The organism is Kitasatospora sp. NPDC098652 (assembly GCF_044760155.1).
Taxonomy (GTDB): Bacteria; Actinomycetota; Actinomycetes; order Streptomycetales; family Streptomycetaceae; genus Kitasatospora.
This window is the reverse complement of record NZ_JBIWAQ010000018.1, coordinates 24625-44249: the sequence shown is the minus strand read 5'-3', so window position 1 is coordinate 44249 and position 19625 is coordinate 24625. Positions and strand designations below refer to the sequence as shown.

Sequence of the window (19625 nt, the reverse complement as noted above, 5' to 3'; positions counted from 1 at the left end):
TTAGACCGTCGGCAGCGGAGCCCGGGCCTGGGCGGCCGGAGCCCGGGCCGGGGCGGACGGGGCGGACGGGGCAAACAGGGCGGACGGGGCGGGCTGGGCGGACGGGGCCGGGGCGGCCGACTGGTCCAGGCGCAGCACGAAGTTGACGTAGCCGGGCGGTTTGCCCGGCCAGTGCCGGTCGTTGCTGGTGAGCAGCCGGCTGCGCACGCCGTCGCGTTCGGTGAGCGGTCCGGCGGTGGTGCGCAGGTTGGGTTGCCAGTCGCGGCCGCGCGGGCGGTGTTCCAGGGTGAGGGTCCAGCTCTCGCCGTCCACTTCCAGGACGGCGCCGGGCCGGCCGGGCAGCACCCGGGTGCCGGACGGGCCGCGGACGACCGCCCGTTGGTCGAAGTCGGCGTTGCGGCCGACCACGGTGATGCGCCAAGCGCCGTGGAACCTGAGCACGTTCGCCTCCCGCCCGTCGTGGCGCGCCGTCCGGCGGCGCGCCCCTCGTGGGGGTCAACGGCTGCGGGGTGTGCCGGGGATCAGACGGAGGGTGACCGGGCGGCGGCGGTCACGGGGCGGGGGCCGCCGGGGCGGGGGCCGTCCGGGCCGTGCGGGCGGCCCGGGCGGGTCCGGGCGGGGACCAGGCGCGGCGGGAGGACGAGCCGGGCGGCGGTGCGGCACGGCGGGGATACGGCGGTGCGGCACGGTGGGGGTGCGGCACAGCGGGGGTCGACGCCGTGCGGTCTCACGGGGGTTCGGCCCTTCCCGGCCGGGGCGCCGGGGCCGGTCGGGCGGTCCGGTGGAGATGCCAAGTGCCGCTGGTACGTGCTGATGTGATGATTCGTCAGCTCGGGTCGGCGGCGCCTGCGGGTCTGCCCGTCCAGGATGTCAGCCGACGCTACGCGGGTCAACTGGCGTTGACTGCGGGTATCTTCTGATCCATGCCAGCTGATGCCGTTCGGCTATCGTGACCTGGCCGGCCCTGTCCGTCCGCCGAGGTCGCGGCGCGGAGGGCCCGGGCGTGAGGAAGGTGGGGCATGACGGAGTCGACGGGGGACGGCGTTCGGGTGGGACCGGAGGGCGCTCCACCGGAGCCCGCCGGGGACGGCACCGCGAACGCGGACACGGGAGCGGGTACGGGCACGGGCGCCGACGCGGACACGGAGACGGACGCGGGCACCGGCACCGGCACGGAGGCGGGCGGCCCCGCGAGCACGGAGGCGGACGGCCCCGCGAGCACGGAGGCCGGCGGGCTGGCGGCCCGGATCGAGGCCCTGTTCCACACGGTGCGCCGCCCCGACCGCGAGCAGTACACCAACGAGGAGGTGGCCCGGGCCTGCCGCGAGGCGACCGGGGAGTCCTTCTCCACCACCTACCTGTGGCAGCTGCGCACCGGGCGCCGGGACAACCCGACCAAGCGCCACCTGGAGGCGCTGGCCCACTTCTTCCAGGTCCCGCCCGCGTACTTCTTCGACGAGCAGCAGGGCGCCGAGATCGCCAAGGAGCTGGCCCTGCTCGGCGCGCTGCGCGACGCGGGGGTGCGCAGCCTGGCGCTGCGGGCGGTGGGCCTGTCGCCGGAGGGCCTGGACACCGTGAGCGAGTTGGTCGACGTGATCGCCCGTCGGGACGCGGCGCGCAAACGCCCTTCGCCCTGAGCGCGGGCCGCGCCACCCCGCGGGGCCTTCGGGCCGCCGGGGTACGGGGCCGCCGGAGCTGCGGGGCCGCCGGGGCCGCGGGGCGGGCGCAGGAGCGTGGGAGGCCCGTGCGGAGGCGCCGGCGGAGGAACCGTAGGGGTGGGAGCGGTGAGGGGAGCTCGGGTTGTGGGGTGAGTTGTGGGGCGGCCGGGACTACCGGTCCTCGCTGCGGCGCTGTCGCCGGATGGCCGAACGGCTGGAGCTGCCGCGCCCGTTCGACCCGGTGGTGCTGCTGGAGCAACTGGCGGTGCGGCGCGGGCGGCCGATCGAGCTGCTGCCGGTGCCGGCCCGGCCGCACGCCCCCTGCGGGCTGCTGGTCTCCACCCTGGAGGCGGACTACATCCTGTACGCGGCGGACACCGGTGTGCTGCACCAGCGGCACATCCTGGTGCACGAGATCGCGCACCTGCTGCTCGACCACGCCGGCTCCGCGCCGCTGGCCCCGGCCGCCGCGCTGCTGCCCAACCTCTCCCCGGCGCTGGTGCAGCGGGTGCTGGGGCGCACCAGCTACGACGAGCCGCAGGAGCGGGAGGCGGAGCTACTGGCCTCGCTGATCCTGAGCCGGGCGGAACGGGCCGACGCCGCCGACCGGTCGGGGGCCGGGCGGGCGCCGGCCGGCGGGTCGCTGGACGCGCTGGGCGTCCTGCTGGCCGCCAGGCGGCACGGCGGCCCGAACGACGACGGCCCGAACGACGGCGGCCCGAACGACGACGGCCCGAACGACGACGGGCCGCAGGACGCCGGGCCGACGGACGAGGGCCCGACGGACGCCGGGCCGCAGGGGCGCCGGTCGTGAGCGAACTCGCCCTCTACCCCGTCGGGTTGTTCTTCGTGCTCAGCTCCGCCCACTTCTCCCGCAGCCGGATCGACTCCCGCCCCGCCGCCCGCTTCACCTGCTACGGCACGGCCCTGCTCGGCACCGCCCTGCTGGTGCTCGCCCCGCCGACCGTACGGGCGGTGCAGGGCACGGGGGTTCCGGTGCTGGCGGTGCTGGTGATCGTGCTGGGCGACGGGCTGCGCGACGGCGCGGCCGCGGCGATGCGGCTGCTCGTACCGGCGCTACGGGCGGCCGACGCCGCGGGCTCGGCCGGCACCGCCGCCGCGGACAACGGCGACGGCACCGGCACTGCCGCCGACGCCGCCGAGCCCCTACGGCGGGAGGTGCGGGGTGGACTGGCCCTGCTGGCCGGGGTGCTGGGGCTGCGGGTGGCGCTGATCACCGCCGCCGCGCCGGGCCTGGCGGGCCAGGACCTGAGCGTCGGCCCCGAGCTGTCCGCCCGGCTGGCGCTGGCCGGGTACACCGCCGTGGGCATGCTGCACACCGCGGTGTGCCTGACCGCGCTGCTGCGCGAGCTGGCCCGGCGCGCCCGCGCGGCCGGCCCCGGGCGGCTGGGCACCGGGCTGCGGCTGCTGGCCGGCGGGCTGGTGGCCGGGCTGCTGTGGAACGCCTGGAGCGTGGACGACGTGCTGCGCGCGGCCGTCACCGGCAGCCAGGACGGCCCCGAGGACCTCCTGTGCGCGGCGCTGGGCGGGCTGTGCGCGGCGCTGATCGCGGCCGGCCTGGGCAGCACCCTGTGGCCCGCGGCGACCGGGGCGGTGCGCGGCTGGCTGCGCGCCCACCGCCGCTACCGGGCGCTCACCCCGCTCTGGCGCGACCTGCACACCGTGCTGCCGGAGATCGCCCTCGACCCGGCCCGCCGGCTGCCGCTGCCCCCGCGCGACCCCCGGTTCGCGCTCTACCGGCGGATCATCGAGATCCACGACGCCCGGCTGATCCTGCGCCAGCACCTGGACCCGCGTGCCGCGCAGTGGCTCGACCGCGCCACCCGGCGCTTCCCGCCGCCCGCCGACCACACCGCTGCCACCGCCGAGGCGGCGTCGCTGGCCGCCGCCCTGGAACTGGCCGCGGCCGGCACCCTGCCCGGGCCCGCCGCACCCGCGGCGCCCGCGGCCGACGCCCTGGGTTCCTTGGAGTCCCCGGACACCCTGGACGGGGAGGCCGACCACCTCGCCCACCTGGCCCGGGTCTACGCCACCTGCCCGGCCGTCGCCGAGGTCCGCACCCGCGCCCGCGCCGAGCGGACCCGGGCCGCGACGGCCACGCGGTGACGGGCCCTACGGGCAGGTTCCGTCACCGCTCCCAGTACCACCGGACCGCTTCGAACAGCAGGCCCAGGGGGAAGAGCGGGACCATCGAGAGCACGCCGGGCCCGGTCCCCTTCGCCGGGACGGGTTCGGGTTCCTCCCTTTCCTCCACCGGGACGGTTCCCGGGTGGTACCGGAAGTGCAGCCCGAGCTCGCCCGGAGCGGTGGTCACCGAGTCCAGGCGCAGCTGCCGGTCCGCCTCGTTCGTGAAGCGTGGCTTCGCCCAGTGCATGGACACGGTGGCGATCGGGGCCTCGTCCGCAGGGGCGCCCTCGAGGGCTGCCGACCAGCTGGAACCGTCGATCCGGTACGGGTAGTCGACTGCCCGGTCGATGAGGTCGCCCAGGGTGGTCGTCGGGTCGACGGTGAAGTCCCAGTGGTGTGGTGGGTCGTCTCCCGGGTGCACGCTGTCGCGCGTCAGGATCACTCGCATGCCCGGCACGCTAGCCCGACGAACCAATTATCGTCAATCTGACGCAAACCTCCCGGGTGGAGCCCCGCCGCCTCCGGACCGTGACGGCCCCGCGGTGACGGGCCGGCCGTGACGGCCCCGCCGTGAGCCGCCGTGGGCCGCCGTGGGCCGCCGTCAGGCGTCGAGCAGTTCGGTGACCAGCCGCACGGCCTCCGGCACCTCGACGTGGTCGTCCAGGGCGGCGCCGAAGTGCCCGCCGGTCGCGGTCACCACGGCGGTGGCACCCAGGCCCCGGACGAACAGCCCCACGTGCTCGGCGGGGTCGGGCTGGTTCACCGGGTCGTCCATGGCCTGCAGAACCCGGAAGCCGCGCGCCGTACGCCGGATCCGCTCCCAGTCGAAGCCGCCCTCGAAGAACCCCGCGAGCAGCTCGTAGCCCACCTCGTGCGCCGAGGCGGCCACCAGCACCACCCCGGCGAACACCCCGTCGGCCTCCGGGTCGTGGCCCTCCAGGAAGCGCAGCACGTTGACCGCGCCGATGCTGTGCCCGACCAGCACGGTCGACCCGGCCGGCCCCGCCGCCCGGACCGCCTCGCCGTAGACCGCGCGCCAGGCCTCCCGCTGCGGGGCGGCGGCCTCGGGCAGCCGCGGCACGGTGACCCGGTGCCCGGCGGCCTCCAACCGCTCGGCCAGGTACGGGAACCAGACACTGTCGTCACTCGCGCCCAGGCCGTGCGACACCACGATCTCGCTCATGTGCGATCCACTCCCCATGAATCCTTCGGACCCTTCCGGATCCTTTGGCCCTCAATCGAAACGCTCCGTCGCGTTTCGATTGAACGGTAGCACGCTGCTACGGTGACGGGGTGCCAACCGCAGAAACCCCCGGCCGTCGCACCGGCGGCCGCATCCGCAGCCAGGACGCCCACGACGCGGTCCTGGCCGCCGCCGTCGAACTCGTCGAGGAACTCGGCTACCAGGCCGTCACCGTCGAACGGGTCGCCGCCCGCGCCGACGTCGCCAAGAGCACCATCTACCGATGGTGGAAGTCCAAGGCGCCACTGGTGCTGGACGCCTACCGCACCGCCGTCGAACAGCGGATGCCCGAACCCGACACCGGCACCCTGGCCGGCGACCTGACCGCCTTCACCACCGCCCTGTACGGCGTCGCCTCCCACCCCCTGCGGGTGCGCACCCTGCGCGGCCTGATGGCCGAGGCCCAGCTCGACCCCGCCTTCGCCGAAGCCTTCCGCCAGTGGGTGCAGAGTCGCCGCGACGTCGTGCTCACCCTGCTCGCGCGCGGCGTCCAGCGCGGTGAACTCCCGCCCGCCGCCGACCTGGAGGCGGCCACCGACCGGCTCTTCGGCCTCTTCTGGTACCGGCTGATGGTCGGCCACCAGCCACTGGAACCCGCCCAGGCCGCCGACCACGTACGGCAGTTGCTGGACGGCCTACGCGCCGGGCGGGCGGGCTGACCGTACGACACCGCGTCGGCCCAGCCCGTACGTCAGTCCCACCAGAAGCCCCAGTGGACGGCGCCGACCAGGTCCTCGGCGTAGCCGGCCAGGCCCTCCTCGGCCCCGAGGACGTTGTCCGGGCAGAACGCGGCGTGCTCGGCCGCCACCAGCAGCGCCTGCGCCCGGCTCGTCGGCGGCGCGGCGACGCTCAACTCCATGGAGGCGGCGCCCACTTCGACCAGGCGGGCGCCGAAGCGCTGCTGCCAGCCGTGCAGTACGGCGGCGATCTCGCCGGTGTCGCCGTGGCCGTTGGTGCCGTTCCAGCCGCAGGCGGCCAGCGCCTGGGCGCCGCCGTCCGCGCGGACCAGGCCGATCCGCAGCGAGGGCCGGGCGCGCAGCAGTTGGCGGGCCAGGCGGTCGGCGCACTCCTGCGGGTCGCGCTGCGGCACCGGGGCGGGGGCGGGGCCGGGCCAGGTGTCGCCGTAGGGGGCCAGCGCCTCCAGCAGGTCGGCCCGGTCCTGCGGGTCGCCGCTCGGGCACCACAGCAGCGACTTCTCCCACCACTCGCGCAGCAGGGCCGCCACGTCGTACCGGTCCGCCCGGAACTCCCCCGACCCGCCCGGCTCCCCCGGCTCCCCCGGTTCGCCCGGTTCGCCGGGTTCGCCGGGTTCGAGCCCCAGGTCCCGCGCCTCCAGGTGCGGGACGCCGTTGCCGGGCGCCAGCAGCAGCGGCCACAGCCCCGAGCGCGCGTGCTCCCGGCGCAGCCGCTCCCACGCGCCCTGCGGCGCCGGCCCGTCGCTCACCCACAGCGACGGCACCACCTGCCGCCCCGGCAGCAGTGGCGCCGTACGGCCTTCGGCGCTGCGGTCGGGGAAGCGTCGGCGCAGGTCGCGGAGCAACTGGGAGTCGATCATGCCCCCACGGTAGGGGTACGCACCGACAACGCCCCCGGCAGGCCCGCCCCACCCCGTCGTCCGCCTCGACGCCGCCGGGGTCGTGCAGCTGCCCGCGCAGGACCCCGCTCCTCACCAGATCCTCGTGCGGTCCGGGCGCGCGGGGGCTCGGGGGGCGGTTCTAGGGTGGTGGGAGGAGTGCGGCGGCCGGTCCGTCGTGTCCCGGGGTCTGCGCTGGGTGGCTGGAGGTGGGGCATGGGTGGCGCGTCCGATGGGCGTCGGGTGAGGGTGCTGGCGGCGGCGGTGCTGCTGGCCGCGGGCGCGGCGGTGGTGCCCGGGGCGGGGGTGGCCTCCGCCGCCGGGAGTGCGCCGGTGCGGGCCTGTCCGGTGCGGGCCGGGGCGCCGGGGCCGCCGCCGGGGGCCGTACCGGCCTCGGTGCCGGTGCCGGACGGGGTGGACGTGCCGGCGACGGCGGCGGTGTACGGCGCCCGCTACCCCGGTGAGGTGCACTTCCTGGTCGCGCCCGCGGGCTGGACCTGCGACGCGGTGTTCTTCGCCGGGGACGGCGGCCAGCAGGCCTACCTCCACCCCGGCGCCCCGGCCGCCGACCCGGCCGGCACCCGCTTCGACGCGGTGGTGCAGGCCGTGTTCGTCAGCGGCGGCGCACAGACCGAGATCGACCTGGCCTGCGGACTGCTCCCCGCGGCCGGGGCCGCCCCCGCCACCTGCAACGCCCCGCAGCGCTCGCCCGCGACCCTGGTGCACCCGCTCCCCACCCGGGCCCCGGGCCTGCTGCTGGCGGCCGTCGGCGTCCCGGCGAACGCCACCGAGCCCAACCTTCCGGCCGCCGGCGGGCCGAACCGTACGGTCGCCCTGGTCACCTTCCAGTCGCCCGGCGGGCCCGCCCAGGAGGTCAGCTGCGCCCTCCCGGCGTCCGCCTCGCCCGTCGCCACCTGCCGGGCCGCGCTGGGCCACCTGCTGGCCACCGGGGCCGCCGCCGGGCAGCTCACCCGCGCCGACCTGGCCGCGGCCCTGGCGGACCTGGACGCCTTCGTGGGCGGCTACCTCGCGCCGCAGCCGTAGTGGTGTGACCCTCAGGACTGCCCGACGACCAGCCGTACCAGTGCGACCGCGTCCCTGAGGCTGAGGCCGGGGTGGGCGCGGCGCAGTTCCCGTACGGCCTTGACCTCGGCCGTGCGGGGGTCGATCCCGGCGTGTGCCAGGACGCTGCGGGCCCAGTCCACCGGGGTCGGGGCGGCGGGCGGGACGAAGTCCTCGACGATCCGCAGGGCCCGGCGCAGGCCCGGCTGTTCGGCCTGGTCGGCGGTGTCCAGGGCGGCGTGCAGGGCGGCCCTGAGCGGTTCGAGGCCGGCCGGCTGCGGGGAGCCGGGCAGGGGGACGAGCATGGTGGTACCTCTTTCTTCCTTGCTTCGGGGTCAGGGGGCCAGGGGTCAGTGGGCGCTCATGGCTCTCAGTAGGCGCTCTTGGCCAGGCGCTTGCGCTCGCGTTCGGACAGCACGGAGCCGGACTCCTTACGGGCCATCCGGCGCAGCAGGCCGGGGGCCAGCAGGAAGCCCGCGAGGGCCCAGCACAGCAGCACGCCGGTGATCTGCGGGTGCTGCCAACTGCCGGAAACCTCCAGGGCCTTGGCGCTGTCGGGCAGCAGGGCGGAGCGCACTCCCTGGGCGATCCAGCGCAGCGGGAAGACCGAGCCGACGGCCTGGAGGGCGGTGGGCAGGTCGCGCAGCGGGGCGAAGGCGCCGGAGATGAACATCAGCCCGAGCATGGGCATCATGTACAGCGCGAGGGCCTCGCGGGCCGGGGGCAGCAGGGCGCCGATCGCGGCGCCCATCGGGACGACGGCGGCGGTGCCCAGCAGCAGGGTGAGGGCCAGGGTGAGCCACTGTCCGGGGGTGGCGGGCAGGTCGGCGTGCAGCAGCAGGGCGCCGCCGGCCAGCAGCAGGAGGATGGAGGCGCCCATGGTCACCAGGACGAAGAGCGCCTTGGCGACCAGGTAGGCGGGCATCGCCCCGGGGACGCCGCGCAGGCGCAGCAGGGTGCCGTCCTCCCGGTCGCCGGAGAGGAACTGGGGGACGGTCATCAGTCCGAACATGAAGACGGTGGAGGCGATGCCGCCGGCCAGGCTGAGCTGGGTCAGGGCGTCGCCGGAGCCGTCGGTGCCCGCGTTGCCCGCTGCTGTGCCGCTGGGGCCGTCGGAGCCGGAGCGCCAGTAGGAGATGGCGAGGAAGACCAGCGGGGTGGTCAGGTAGGAGTAGAAGTCCTTGCGGCTGCGCAGGAGTTGGCGCAGTTCGACGGCGCCGCGGCGCAGGCCGAGGACGTAGGGGTTCACGGGGTTCACGGGGTTCACGCGGCCTCCGCCGGGTCGGTCGAGGGGGTGGCGACCATGCCGAGGTAGGTGTCCTCCAGGCTGGGGCGGCGCACCTCCAGGTCGGGGATCGGTCCGCCGAGTCGCTGGTGCAGGTCCCAGACCGTCTGCGAGGGGTCGGCGGTGCGCAGGCTGCGCGGGGTGCCGTCGGGTTCGCTCCAGCGCACCTCGGACTCGGCCCGGGCGGCTTCGGCGAGTTCGGCCAGGGTGCCGCAGGCGGTGAGGCGGCCGGCTTGCAGGATGCCGATGCGGTCGGCCAGTTGCTGGGCCTCGGTGAGGTCGTGGGTGGTGAGCAGGATGGTGGTGGCGCGTTCGTCGCGCAGTTCGCGCAGCAGGGCGTGGAAGTCGCGGCGGGCCTCGGGGTCGAAGCCGGCGGTGGGTTCGTCGAGGAAGAGCAGGTCGGGGCGGCCGACCAGGCCGAGGGCCACGTCGAGGCGGCGGCGCTGTCCGCCGGAGAGGGTGGCCGCGGTGCGGTCGGCCTGGTCGGTGAGGCCGACCCGGGCCAGCAGTTCGGCGGGCTCGTAGGGGTCGGGGTAGTAGCGGGCGAGGTGGCCGAGCAGTTCGCCGACGCGCCAGCGGCCGTGGTCGCGGCTGGACTGCAGGACGATCCCGATCCGGGCGCGCCAGGCGGGGTCGTCGCGGGCCGGGTCCTGTCCGAGGACGGTGACCTCGCCGGCGGAGCGGCGGCGGTAGCCCTCCAGGATCTCGATGGTGGTGCTCTTGCCGGCGCCGTTGGGGCCGAGCAGGGCGAAGAGTTCGGAGCGTTCCACGCTGAGGTCCAGGCCGTCCAGGACGTCCCGGCTGCCGTAGCGCATCCGCAGTCCGGACGTCAGGATCGCCGGTTCTCCCCCGGGCCGTTCGTCTCCGGAGCGCTCGGCCGCGCGCTCCTGCGGCGTCGTCGTCGCGGTCATGTCCCTGCCTCCCCCTTGCACATGCCCGCCACGCTAGTACTTGCCCGGCGGGAAAGTAAATGCCAGGATCTCCGGTGCTGTCAGAAGCCTTCCGGGACCGGGGAGTTGGAGCATCAGGTGAGCGTTCACGACATCGCCCCCGAGGACGCCCTCGCGTCCTTGCGCACCGCGCAGCGGGCCCGGGCGGCGGCCCGGCGGCCCAACCCGCTGCCCGCCTGGTACCCGGCCACGGCCGCGGGCCTGTTCGGGGCGGGCTTCGCCGGGATCGGCCTGTCCGTCCTGCTTCCGGAGCGGCTGTGGATCGCGACGGCGCTGCTGCGACTGGCGGCGGCGCTGCTGCTGGTGGGCCACGTGGTGGTCAGCCACCGGGTCGAGCACCGGCCGGGCATCGTCGCGGCCCTGCCGCGCGGGGCCGCCGGGCTGCGCGCGGCCGCGCTCCAGCTGCTGCCGCCGGCCGCGGCCGGGGCGCTGGCCCTGCCCTTCGGCCTGCCCGGGTTCCTGCTCACCCTCGGCCTCGCGGGGGGCCTGACCCACTTCCTGCTGCTGCGCCGCAGGCGGGCGGCCGGGGCGGGCGCCGAGTGAGCGCCGGGCCGCCGCCGGAACCGGCCTTCGACGAGCTGATCCACCAGCCCACCCGGCTCGCCGTGGTCGCCTTCCTGTCCGGCTGCGCGGAGGCGGAGTTCCGCGCCGTACGGGAGGGCTGCGGGATCTCGGAGTCGGCGCTGAGCAAGGTGGCCGCCACCCTGGAGGCCGCCTCCTACGTCAGGCTGCGCCGCGGCTACGTCGGCAAGCGGCCCCGCACCTGGCTGCGCCTGACCCCCGAGGGCCGCCGCGCCCTGGCCGCCCACCTCGCCGAGTTGCAGCGCATCGCCGCCTCCGCCACCGCCCTCGGCGCCGCCCTGGAACAGGCGGCGGCCGAGGGGTAGCCCGGGCGGGGCCGCGTATCCGACTCACGGCTTCCTTCCGTGCGAGGCGGCGGGCGCGCATTCGCACCACACCACCTTCCCCACCCCGCCCGGGCGCGGGAAGCACCCCCACTCGCCGGCCAGGGCCGCCACCAGGAGCAGCCCGCGCCCTCCCCCGGCGGCGGGGTCGGGCCGCTGGGGCACGGGCGGCCGCTCACCCGCGTCGTGCACCTCGATGCGCAGCCGGGTGGCGTTCAGATCGAAGGACACCCAGATCAGCCGCCCCGGCAGGCCCGAGTGGAGGACGGCGTTGCCAACCAGCTCCGAGGTGAGCAGCTCGCCGACCTCGCGGTAGCGGTCGCCGTCCGCCACCGTGGCGAGCAGCTCGCGCAGCATCCGCCGCGCGAGCGACGGCGAGCGGCGCGATCGCGGGAACCAGCAGCCGCGACGGACGGACGGACTGGCGGACGCATCGGTTTCAGGCATGGCGGAGCCACCTCCGGTGGGGTTGGGGATCAGGATCGGGCGAGAACGCCCGGCAACGGATCGAGGCATGGGGATGCCCGGCAGCAAGCTCGCGTTGATCACGCTCTGTGTCGCGACTTGCTACGCCAGGTAGCATGCATCCGCTTTAAGATCATCCGCAACGTTGCCTGAGGAAAAGGTGCGGGAAGTCGGGATTGCCTGCGCGGCTACTGTGAGCGCAGATTGACTGCTGATCAGAGGAGGTTGCGTGCAACCGGATCGCGTGGCGAGCGCGCCGTCCACCGTGCTGGGACGGCAGTTGGGCGAGGAACTGCGGGGCATGCGGGAGCGTGCGGGCTTGAGCACCGGCACGGTTGCCGAGGCGCTGGACTGCACCAAGGGCAAGATCTCGCGAATCGAGAACGGTCGCAGCCCTGTTCGGATTCCGGATCTCACTGCGATGCTCCGGCTCTACGGCGTTGACGAACCGACCGTTCACGAGCGCCTGGCCGAGCTTGCTCGCACGGCCAACAAACGGCGGCGCGGCAGTGGCTGGTGGAACGAGTACGGCGACGTGCTCGCGGACACCTACCGCGACTTCGTCGCACTGGAGGCCGTGGCGTCCTCGGTGCGCACGTTTCAAAGCCAGATGATCCCGGCACTGTTGCAGACCCCGGACTACGCACGCGCGCTCACCGCGGCGGGCCGCCGCTGGAAGCGGCCGGAAGAGGTCGAGCAATTCGTGACCGTTCGCCTGAGGCGGCAGGAACGCTTGACCGCCGACCCGCCGCTGTTCCTCTCGGTCGTGCTCGCCGAAGGTGCTCTGCGCCAACAAGTCGGCGGGCCTGCCGTCCTACGGGATCAGCTCGCGCACTTGGCGCAGGCGGCATCATTGCCCAACGTGACGATCCGGGTGGTTCCGTTCAGCGTCGGCGCGCACGCCAGCATGGCCGGGCCCTACGTGATCCTGGGATTCCCTTCCGAGGCCGCGATGGATGTCGTCCTGCTGGACAACCCGTCGGGATCCATGTGGCTCGAGGGTGCGACGGAGGTGCAGGCGTACTCGGAGCTTTGGGACGATGCCTCCACGAAGGCACTGCCGCCTACGGAATCCCTGCAACTGATCACCTCTATCAAGGATCTCGACGCATGAGGCACATACCCGACTTCTCCACCGTCACTTGGCGCAAGAGCTCGTACAGCGGCCCCGACAACGAATGCGTCGAAGTCGCGGACGGGCTCCCGGGCGTGCTTCCCGTCCGCGACTCCAAGGACCCGCAGGGGCCCTCACTCCTCTTCACCGCCGATGCCTGGACCGCCTTCATCGCCGCCGTCCGCGCGGGGGACTTCCCGGCGTAGGAAGTCGGCCGGGCCGACTTCCTGTGCAGAGAGCCGGAGGATGCCGTTGGGCGGCCCGGCCGGGGCGAACCTGGCCGGGCCGCCGTTGCTTCGGCGCTCCCCGGGCGGCGGGGCGGCCGGGGGCTGTCGGCGGGAAGGAATATCGTCCGTCTTCGTCGAGCGTGTCGATCCACGGGCGCGCCGTTCGACCTTGGGTTGGAAGGGGCCGGGAGGCGGCCCCCCGTCGAAGGAGGTCTGTGATGGCGAAGTACATGCTGATCATGCGGGGCACGGACGAGTCCATGGCGAAGATGATGGAGACGCCCTTCGAGGAGATGCTGGAGACCGTGGGGCGCTTCAACGAGGAGCTGATCCGGGCGGGCGTGCTGGTGGCCGCCGAGGGGCTGGACGACCCGTCGCAGGGCGTGGTGGTCGACTACAGCGGCGAGACGCCGGTGGTCACCGACGGCCCGTACGGGGAGACCAAGGAGCTGTTCGGCGGCTTCTACCTGCTCGACGTGGCCTCCAAGGAGGAGGCCGTGGAGTGGGCCAAGCGGATGCCGGCCCTGCCCGGCTCCAAGTGCGAGGTGCGCCGGGTGCCGAGCATCGAGGAGTTCCCGCAGGACAACGAGTGGATCGTCAAGGAGCGGGCCTGGCGCGAGCGCACCGGCCAGCTCTGATGCCCGCAGCCACCGACGGCCCCGACCGCCTCGACGGCCCGCCGGACGCCGAGGCCGCCCGGCGGGCCGTCGAGGCGGTGTGGCGGATCGAGTCCGCCCGGATCGTGGGCGCACTCGCCCGCTACACCGGGGACTTCGCGCTGGCCGAGGACGTCGCCCAGGAGGCACTGGCCGAGGCCCTGGTCTCCTGGGCGCGCGACGGCGCCCCGGCCAACCCGGTGGGCTGGCTGCTGGCCTGCGCCCGGCGCCGGGCCATCGACGCCTTCCGCCGCGCCTCGGCGCTGGACGAGCGCTACGCCGCGCTGGCCGGCGGCCTGGCCGAGGGCCAGTTCAGCACCGGCTCGGCGACCGGCCCCGACCCGGCGCCGGAGCTGCCGTTCGACCCCGACCGGGTCGACGACGACGTCCTCGCCCTGATGTTCACCGCCTGCCACCCGGTGCTCTCCCCCGAGGCCCGGGTGGCGCTCACCCTGCGGGTGGTGGGCGGCCTGTCCAGCGAGGAGATCGCCCGGGCGTTCCTGGTGCCGGTGCCCACCGTGCAGGCCCGCATCACCCGCGCCAAGAAGACCATCGCCGCCGCGCACGTCCCCTTCGAGCTGCCGCCGCCCCGGGAGCGGCGGGCACGGCTGGGCGCCGTCCTGAGCGTCCTGTACGTGGTCTTCACCGAGGGCTCGACGGCCACCGCCGGCAACGACCTGCTGCGCACCGACCTCGCCTACGAGGCGCTGCGGCTGGCCCGGACGCTGGCCGCCCTGTTGCCCGAGGAGCCCGAGGTGCACGGCCAGCTCGCCCTGTTCGAGCTCACCGCCTCGCGCTTCCCGGCCCGCACCGGCCCGGACGGGGAGGCGGTGCTCCTGGAGGACCAGGACCGGCGCCGCTGGGACCACTCGGCGATCCGCCGCGGCCTGGCGGCCCTGGGCCGGGCCGCCGCCCCGGGCCGGGGCCTGGGCCCGTACGGCCTCCAGGCGGCGATCGCCGCCTGCCACACGGCGGCGCCGTCGGTGGCCGACACCGACTGGGAACGGATCGTGCTGCTCTACGAGGCGCTCGGCCGGGTGGCGCCGTCCCCGGTGGTCGAACTCAACCGGGCGGTGGCCGTCGCGATGGCCGAGGGGCCGGGACCGGCGCTCGCCCTGGTCGACGACCTGGCCGTCTCCGGACGCCTGGCCGGCTCCCACCTGCTGCCGGGGGTGCGCGGCGAACTGCTGACCCGCCTCGGGCGCACCACCGAGGCCCGGGCGGAGCTGGAACTCGCCGCCCGGCTGTGCCGCAACACCCGCGAGCGGGCGGTGCTGCTGCGCAAGGCGGCCGCGCTCGACTCCGTGGGGTGACCGTACGGCCCCGCGTCCGGTTGTCGGACGCGGGGCCGTACGGCTCTGCCGTTGAGCCGTTCAGCACTGCGGCCGGCGGCCGTGGTTGGCCCCGCGCCTGGCCCGGGCCTTCTTCTTGCGGCGGCGCTTCGACGACATGGCGACTCCTCTCGCAACCGGCCCCCTGGTCCCCCGGCCTTGGGGCCCCCGGCCTTCCACCGTTCCACACCCGGGCCGCCCCGGCCCGTCGAAGAGCCCCCGTCGCCCTCGCCGCCCCGTCGGCCCCGTCGCCCCCCGGGCCGAACGCTCAGGCCCGGCCCGCCAGGGCGGCGCGCCAGGCGGGGCTGTCCACGTAGTGGTTGTCGAAGCGCTCGGCGGAGGCGGCGATCGCCCCCGGGTCGGCCTCGCCGCGCATGACCGTCCCCAGCAGGCGCAGGTAGTCGAAGCGGTCCATGCCGGGGGCGAACACGAACAGCACGTCGGCCTCGGAGCCCGGGGCGGCGGCGAAGGCGTGCGGGGTGTGCGGGGGCACGGCCAGGAAGTCGCCCGCGTTCAGGACGGTGACCTCCTCCCCGACCAGCACCCGCAGCGAGCCGCTGATCACGAAGAACAGTTCCGTCGCCCGGGTGTGGAAGTGGGCCGGGGCCCCGACCGCGCCCCGGGCGAAGGCGGAGCGGTAGACGGTGAAGCCGCCCTCGCCCGGGGCCGTTTCCGCGAGCAGGGTCATGGTGGCGCTCGGGTCCGCGCAGGTCTCGGCCTCGCCGTGGCGGGCCAGGACCGGGGCGGTGGCGGTGGCGGGAGCGGTGTTCTTCGTCGTCGTCATGTGACCAGACTAGGAGCGGAAAGACCCACGATCAGGGGGCAATCGATCACCGTTTCCGTGGGTCAATTCCGCTCGCGGGGCCCGTGCCGGACCGCCCCGAGTACGGGCGCAGCGTGCGCAGTTGGGGGATCCACCGGGCCGTCCTGGACGAGGGGGTGCGCACCCCGGAGGAGTTCGAGCGCCACCGCGCCGGGTTCTCCTGAGACTCTCCCGAGGATCTCCCGAGCCCGCCGCCCGTCGACCGCCGCCCGTCGTCCGTCGGGTCCGTCGTCCGTCGGGTCCGCCGGCCGCCGGGTCCGTCACTGGCCCACGCGGCCGTCCACGCACTCGCGCAGCAGGTCGGCGTGGCCGCAGTGGCGGGCGTACTCCTCGATGCGGTGCACCTGGAGCTCCCGGACCGAGAGCCGCTGCTTGCCGAGGCGCTCGCCGAGGTCCGGGTGGGCGGCCAACACGGCGTCCAGGGCGGCCTGTTCGCGTTCCAGGTCGCGCCAGGCGGCCTCGACCAGGGCCGGGTCGGGGAGCGCTCCGTCGAAGTCGGCGTCGCGGGGACCGTAGAGCTTGGGCTGCGGCTCGTCCTCGCGGATCCAGTTGTGCCAGTGGCGTTCCACCTCGGCCAGGTGGCGCACCAGGCCGAGCAGCGACATGGTCGAGGGCGGCACCGAGCGCCGGGCGAGCTGCTCGGCGTCCAGGCCCTCGCACTTCATCCGCAGGGTGAGGCGGTAGTTGGTCAGGTAGTCCTCGATGGTGGCGGCTTCGCCGTCCGGGGAGGGGCCTTCGCTGTTGCGCGGGTCGTCGGCCGGGTCGGCCCACATGTCGGGGTAGACGGTGGCCTGGGTCCATCGCTCGGGTCGCTCGCTCATCCCCGCATGCTCGCCCACACTCCCGGCCCGTTCAACCCGGTTTCCCTGCGGCCGGATCCGGGACTGCCGGCCGGCTCGGGGGCGGCGGGCCGGTTCGGGGGCGGCGGGCCGTCAGTCGCGCCGGCCGGCGCGCGCCGCTTCGCGCAGGAAGCCGAGGAAGCCGGTCACGGCGGGTGGCACCCGGCGGCCCCGGAGGGTGGCGGTGCGGACGTGGCGCACGGGGGTGTCCTGGGGGTGGAGCGGGACCAGGGCGATGTCGGGGCGGGCGGCGCGGGCGGCCAGGGCGGGGATCAGGGTGGGGCCCAACCCCGCGGCGACCAGGCCGAGTTTGGCGGCCCAGGCACCGACGGCGTACTCGATGCGGGGCTGGAAGCCGCTGCGCAGGCAGGCGGCGAGCAGGGTGGACCCGGGGTCGCGGCGGGCGGCGATCCAGGGTTCGTCGGCGAGTTCGGCCAGCCGCAGGCGGCGCCGGCCGGCGAGCCGGTGGCCGCGCGGGAGGGCGACCAGGACGGGGTCGCGCAGCAGCGGGCGCAGGTCGAACTGGTCGGTGTCGTAGGCGTCCTGGGGGTTCTCGGCGTAGGAGGCGACCACGGCGAGGTCGATGGTGGCGTCGGCGAGGCGCTCCAGCAGGTGGGTGCTGAGGCCTTCGGTGAGGGTGGTCTCGACCTGCGGGTGGGCGGTGCGGAAGGCGGCGAGGGCGGCGGGGAGGAGTTCGGCGTTGGCGCTGTCGAAGGCGCCCACCCGCAGGCGTCCGGCGTCGAGTTCGGTGAGGGCGACGAGGTCGCGGCGGGTGGTGTCGAGGCGTTCCAGCAGGGCCTCGGCGTGCGGGAGCAGGGCGCGGCCGTGTTCGGTCAGCCGGACTCCGCGGGCCAGGCGGTCGAACAGCGGGGCGCCCAACTCGGCTTCCAGGGTGGCGATCTGGCGGGAGACCGCGGACTGGGTGAAGCCCAGGCGCTCGCCGGCGGCGGTGAAGGAGCCCAGGTGCGCGACGGTGCGGAAGACGTCCAGCCAAGCCATGTCCATTGGGCATGGGTACCATGCGAGACATTCGTTTGTCGCCTGGCTCGGGGGTGCCTAGCGTGGGGGCCATGGAAAAGATCGCCTTTCTGGGCCTGGGCCGGATGGGGCTGCCGATGGCCCGTCGCCTGGCCGCCGCCGGCTACCCGTTGACCGTGTGGAACCGCACGCCCGGCCGGGCCGACGGCCTGACCGAGGCTTCGAGCCCGGCCGAGGCCGTGGCCGGGGCCGGCATCGTGGTCACGATGCTCTCCGACCCGCAGGCCGCCGCCGAGGTCGCCGGACGCTTCACCGCCGCGCTGGCCCCCGGCACCCTGTGGATCGACATGTCCTCGATCGGCCCGCGCGCCGTCGCCGGGCTGCGCGGGCAACTGCCGGACGGCGTGGCCCTGGTGGACGCCCCGGTGCTGGGCAGCGTCGGCCCGGCCGCCCGCGGCGAGCTGACCGTCTACGCGGGCGGCGAGGACGGCGACCTGGAGCGCGCCGAGCCCGTGCTGTCCCACCTGGGCCGGGTGCGGCGCTGCGGGGGCCCCGGGGCGGGGGCGGCGTTGAAGGTGGTGGTGATGGGCGCGATCGTCACCTCGGTCGCCGTCCTGGACGAAGTGCTGTCGGTGGCCGGCGAGTTGGGCGTGCCGCAGGAGCAGGCGCTGGAGGTGCTGGCGGGCGGGCCGCTCGCGGGGGTGGTGGCCCGGGCGCGCAGCACGGAGTCGGACTTCCCGGTGCGGCTGGCCGCCAAGGACCTCGCCCTGGCGGGCGGCGGCCCGCTGCTGGCGGCGGCCCGTCAGGCGCTGCTGGCGGACCCGTCGATCGCGGACCGGGACCTGTCGGCGGTGGTGCGGGCGCTGCGGGAGGAGTGATCCCCTGGGGGCGGAGCGCCCCGGGTCGGGCCCGGGGCGGCGGGCCCGGTGCGGCGGGCGGGCCCGGGGCGGAACGGGCCCGGCTCGGAGGAACGTCCAGCCCCGGCCCGCCCCCGGCGCGGGCCACTTGGTGGCCGCCGCCGATGGCCGAGCGCGCGTGCCGTCCGGTGTAGTGGGGGCGTCCGCGCCGACCACCGAGGAAGGGCGCCCCTTGTCCGCTCGCAGCGCCGTGCACGGCGTCGCCCGACTCGCCGGGCCACGGCTGCCCCTGGTGTCCTTCCTCGCCCGGCTGCCCGCCGCACTGTGCCCGACCGGGACGCTGCTGATGGTGACCGCGCTGGACGGGGTGGGCCGCGGCGGGGTGGTGGCGGGCCTGCTGTGGGGCGGGCAGGCGGTGGGCGGGCCGTTGCTGGGCCGGCTGGCCGACCGGCGCGGCCACCGGCCGGTGATCCTGGCGGCGTCGCTGGCCAACGCGCTGCTGACGGCCGCCCTGGTGGTGGCCTCGGTCGCCGGCCTGGCGCCGGCGGTGCAGGCCGGGTGCGCGGCGCTGGCCGGTTTCACCGTGCCGCAGATCGGGCCGCTGTCGCGCACCCGCTGGATCGCGCTGGCGGGCGGGCGCCGGGACGGCCACCAACTGGTCGGTCCGGCACTGGCCTTCGACGCGGTGGTGGACGAGACGAGTTTCGTGGCCGGCCCCGCCCTGGTCGGGGTGCTGGCCTGGGCGGTGCACCCGGCGGCGGGCCTGGTGTGCGCGGCGGCGCTGATGGCGCTGTTCGGCACGGTGTTCGCGCTGCACCCCACGGCTCCGGCGGCGGTGGCGCGCGCGGTGGCGGCGGGGCGGGTGCTCTCCGGGCCGCTGCTGGTGCTGATCGCCGTGACGGTGCTGCAGGGCGTGGTGTTCGGCGCCGCCAACACCGGCGTGCAGTACCTGGCCCGGGGCGACGCGGGCGTCGGCGGCCTGGTCTGGTCGGCGATGGGGGTGAGCAGCGCGGCGGCCGGGGTCGTGCTGGCCTCGTTCGCGGAGCGTTTCGACCTCACCGCGCGGCTGCGCACGGCGGTGGCGGCGCAGGCGGTGCTGCTGCTGGGGCTGCTGCCGGTGGGCGGGGTGGCGGGTGCGGCGGTGGCGGTGGGGGCGGTCGGGTTCGCGGTGGCGCCGGCGCTGATCGCGGTGTTCGGGCTGGTGGAGCGGGTCGCGCCGGCGGGTCGGATGGCGGAGGCTATGACGCTGCTGGGCAGCGGGCTGATCGCGGGTCAGGGCCTGGCGGTGACGGGGGCGGGGCCGCTGGTCGGCGCGTACGGCCACCTGGCGGCGTTCGCGCTGGCCTGTGCGGCCGGGGCGCTGGCCCTGCTGCTGGTGCTGGCGCTGGTGCGGCTGCGGCGCTTCCCGCCGGCCCGTCCGGCGCCGGCCCCGCTGGCGGCGGCGGCCGCGGCCTCCTGACACCCGCGGCCTCCTGTCACCCGCGCCTTCGTGACGCCCGCGCCTTCGTGAT

General features: G+C 75.8%; 24 protein-coding genes. 13 read left to right on the top strand and 11 right to left on the bottom strand.

Annotated elements, in window-relative coordinates:
* The gene (locus ACIQWA_RS30400) at window positions 1-441 is read right to left on the bottom strand and encodes a hypothetical protein (RefSeq protein WP_402487925.1); all 441 of its coding nucleotides are present in this window, start codon (window positions 439-441) and stop codon (window positions 1-3) included.
* A gap of 578 nt (window positions 442-1019) precedes the next feature.
* Between ACIQWA_RS30400 and ACIQWA_RS30395 the strand changes: the two genes are divergently transcribed.
* The 3 genes from ACIQWA_RS30395 to ACIQWA_RS30385 all read left to right on the top strand — a co-directional run bounded on the left by ACIQWA_RS30395 (window position 1020) and on the right by ACIQWA_RS30385 (window position 3785).
* Window positions 1020-1637 carry an XRE family transcriptional regulator gene (locus ACIQWA_RS30395; protein WP_402487923.1) on the top strand — a complete coding sequence of 206 codons (618 nt, stop codon included), beginning with the start codon at window positions 1020-1022 and terminating at the stop codon, window positions 1635-1637.
* Between the two features lie 163 nt (window positions 1638-1800).
* On the top strand, window positions 1801-2472 hold the full coding sequence (locus tag ACIQWA_RS30390; protein ID WP_402487921.1) for a ParH-like protein: 672 nt from the start codon (window positions 1801-1803) through the stop codon (window positions 2470-2472).
* Window positions 2469-3785: an MAB_1171c family putative transporter gene (locus ACIQWA_RS30385; protein ID WP_402487920.1), complete on the top strand. Its 1317-nt coding sequence runs from the start codon at window positions 2469-2471 to the stop codon at window positions 3783-3785. Before ACIQWA_RS30390 ends, ACIQWA_RS30385 begins: the two co-directional genes overlap by 4 nt.
* A gap of 22 nt (window positions 3786-3807) precedes the next feature.
* Here ACIQWA_RS30385 and ACIQWA_RS30380 read toward each other — a convergent pair whose 3' ends face one another.
* Window positions 3808-4254, bottom strand: a complete 447-nt coding sequence (locus ACIQWA_RS30380; protein WP_402487918.1) for a hypothetical protein — start codon at window positions 4252-4254, stop codon at window positions 3808-3810.
* Between the two features lie 153 nt (window positions 4255-4407).
* Window positions 4408-4989: an RBBP9/YdeN family alpha/beta hydrolase gene (locus ACIQWA_RS30375; protein WP_402487917.1), complete on the bottom strand. Its 582-nt coding sequence runs from the start codon at window positions 4987-4989 to the stop codon at window positions 4408-4410.
* Window positions 4990-5099: 110 nt separating this feature from the next.
* On the opposite strand from ACIQWA_RS30375, the gene ACIQWA_RS30370 reads away from it, so the two are divergent.
* Window positions 5100-5708 carry a TetR/AcrR family transcriptional regulator gene (locus tag ACIQWA_RS30370; protein WP_402487916.1) on the top strand — a complete coding sequence of 203 codons (609 nt, stop codon included), beginning with the start codon at window positions 5100-5102 and terminating at the stop codon, window positions 5706-5708.
* A 32-nt stretch (window positions 5709-5740) separates the two neighbouring features.
* Here the strand turns inward: ACIQWA_RS30370 and ACIQWA_RS30365 are convergent, their stop codons facing one another.
* Window positions 5741-6604 carry a DUF4253 domain-containing protein gene (locus ACIQWA_RS30365; RefSeq protein ID WP_402487914.1) on the bottom strand — a complete coding sequence of 288 codons (864 nt, stop codon included), beginning with the start codon at window positions 6602-6604 and terminating at the stop codon, window positions 5741-5743.
* 234 nt (window positions 6605-6838) lie between these two features.
* Between ACIQWA_RS30365 and ACIQWA_RS30360 the strand changes: the two genes are divergently transcribed.
* Window positions 6839-7666 carry a hypothetical protein gene (locus ACIQWA_RS30360; RefSeq protein WP_402487912.1) on the top strand — a complete coding sequence of 276 codons (828 nt, stop codon included), beginning with the start codon at window positions 6839-6841 and terminating at the stop codon, window positions 7664-7666.
* 11 nt (window positions 7667-7677) lie between these two features.
* On the opposite strand, the gene ACIQWA_RS30355 is transcribed toward ACIQWA_RS30360, so the two are convergent.
* The 3 genes from ACIQWA_RS30355 to ACIQWA_RS30345 form a co-directional block, all read right to left on the bottom strand.
* Window positions 7678-7989 (bottom strand): hypothetical protein, encoded by a 312-nt coding sequence (locus tag ACIQWA_RS30355; protein ID WP_402487911.1) that lies wholly within the window; start codon window positions 7987-7989, stop codon window positions 7678-7680.
* 65 nt (window positions 7990-8054) lie between these two features.
* Complete coding sequence (locus ACIQWA_RS30350; RefSeq protein WP_402487909.1) at window positions 8055-8951, bottom strand: ABC transporter permease; 897 nt, start codon at window positions 8949-8951, stop codon at window positions 8055-8057.
* A complete protein-coding gene (locus tag ACIQWA_RS30345; protein ID WP_402487907.1) occupies window positions 8948-9880 on the bottom strand; it encodes an ABC transporter ATP-binding protein in 933 nt (310 codons plus the stop codon). Before ACIQWA_RS30345 ends, ACIQWA_RS30350 begins: the two co-directional genes overlap by 4 nt.
* A 117-nt stretch (window positions 9881-9997) precedes the next feature.
* On the opposite strand from ACIQWA_RS30345, the gene ACIQWA_RS30340 reads away from it, so the two are divergent.
* Window positions 9998-10462 carry a hypothetical protein gene (locus tag ACIQWA_RS30340; protein WP_402487905.1) on the top strand — a complete coding sequence of 155 codons (465 nt, stop codon included), beginning with the start codon at window positions 9998-10000 and terminating at the stop codon, window positions 10460-10462.
* Window positions 10459-10806, top strand: coding sequence for a transcriptional regulator (locus tag ACIQWA_RS30335; RefSeq protein WP_402487904.1), 348 nt, complete (start codon window positions 10459-10461; stop codon window positions 10804-10806). Before ACIQWA_RS30340 ends, ACIQWA_RS30335 begins: the two co-directional genes overlap by 4 nt.
* Window positions 10807-10830: 24 nt before the next feature.
* Here the strand turns inward: ACIQWA_RS30335 and ACIQWA_RS30330 are convergent, their stop codons facing one another.
* A complete protein-coding gene (locus ACIQWA_RS30330) occupies window positions 10831-11271 on the bottom strand; it encodes an ATP-binding protein (protein ID WP_402487902.1) in 441 nt (146 codons plus the stop codon).
* A 247-nt stretch (window positions 11272-11518) separates the two neighbouring features.
* Between ACIQWA_RS30330 and ACIQWA_RS30325 the strand changes: the two genes are divergently transcribed.
* The 4 genes from ACIQWA_RS30325 to ACIQWA_RS30310 all read left to right on the top strand — a co-directional run bounded on the left by ACIQWA_RS30325 (window position 11519) and on the right by ACIQWA_RS30310 (window position 14599).
* Window positions 11519-12403 (top strand): helix-turn-helix domain-containing protein, encoded by an 885-nt coding sequence (locus tag ACIQWA_RS30325; RefSeq protein ID WP_402487900.1) that lies wholly within the window; start codon window positions 11519-11521, stop codon window positions 12401-12403.
* Window positions 12400-12609 carry a DUF397 domain-containing protein gene (locus ACIQWA_RS30320; RefSeq protein WP_402487898.1) on the top strand — a complete coding sequence of 70 codons (210 nt, stop codon included), beginning with the start codon at window positions 12400-12402 and terminating at the stop codon, window positions 12607-12609. The genes ACIQWA_RS30325 and ACIQWA_RS30320 overlap by 4 nt, the downstream gene beginning before the upstream one ends.
* Before the next feature lie 239 nt (window positions 12610-12848).
* Window positions 12849-13268: a YciI family protein gene (locus tag ACIQWA_RS30315; RefSeq protein ID WP_402487896.1), complete on the top strand. Its 420-nt coding sequence runs from the start codon at window positions 12849-12851 to the stop codon at window positions 13266-13268.
* Window positions 13268-14599, top strand: a complete 1332-nt coding sequence (locus ACIQWA_RS30310; RefSeq protein ID WP_402487894.1) for an RNA polymerase sigma factor — start codon at window positions 13268-13270, stop codon at window positions 14597-14599. Before ACIQWA_RS30315 ends, ACIQWA_RS30310 begins: the two co-directional genes overlap by 1 nt.
* A 286-nt stretch (window positions 14600-14885) precedes the next feature.
* Here ACIQWA_RS30310 and ACIQWA_RS30305 read toward each other — a convergent pair whose 3' ends face one another.
* The 3 genes from ACIQWA_RS30305 to ACIQWA_RS30295 form a co-directional block, all read right to left on the bottom strand.
* On the bottom strand, window positions 14886-15401 hold the full coding sequence (locus ACIQWA_RS30305; RefSeq protein WP_402487892.1) for a cupin domain-containing protein: 516 nt from the start codon (window positions 15399-15401) through the stop codon (window positions 14886-14888).
* Window positions 15402-15700: 299 nt separating this feature from the next.
* Window positions 15701-16261, bottom strand: a complete 561-nt coding sequence (locus ACIQWA_RS30300) for a DinB family protein (protein ID WP_402487890.1) — start codon at window positions 16259-16261, stop codon at window positions 15701-15703.
* 111 nt (window positions 16262-16372) lie between these two features.
* A complete protein-coding gene (locus tag ACIQWA_RS30295; protein ID WP_402487888.1) occupies window positions 16373-17284 on the bottom strand; it encodes a LysR family transcriptional regulator in 912 nt (303 codons plus the stop codon).
* 65 nt (window positions 17285-17349) lie between these two features.
* Here ACIQWA_RS30295 and ACIQWA_RS30290 point away from each other — a divergent pair, with 65 nt between their 5' ends.
* Together ACIQWA_RS30290 and ACIQWA_RS30285 are read left to right on the top strand one after the other, a co-directional pair.
* Window positions 17350-18135, top strand: coding sequence for an NAD(P)-dependent oxidoreductase (locus tag ACIQWA_RS30290; protein WP_402487887.1), 786 nt, complete (start codon window positions 17350-17352; stop codon window positions 18133-18135).
* A 211-nt stretch (window positions 18136-18346) separates the two neighbouring features.
* Window positions 18347-19573: an MFS transporter gene (locus tag ACIQWA_RS30285; protein WP_402487885.1), complete on the top strand. Its 1227-nt coding sequence runs from the start codon at window positions 18347-18349 to the stop codon at window positions 19571-19573.
* The last annotated feature ends 52 nt before the right edge of the window (window positions 19574-19625 follow it).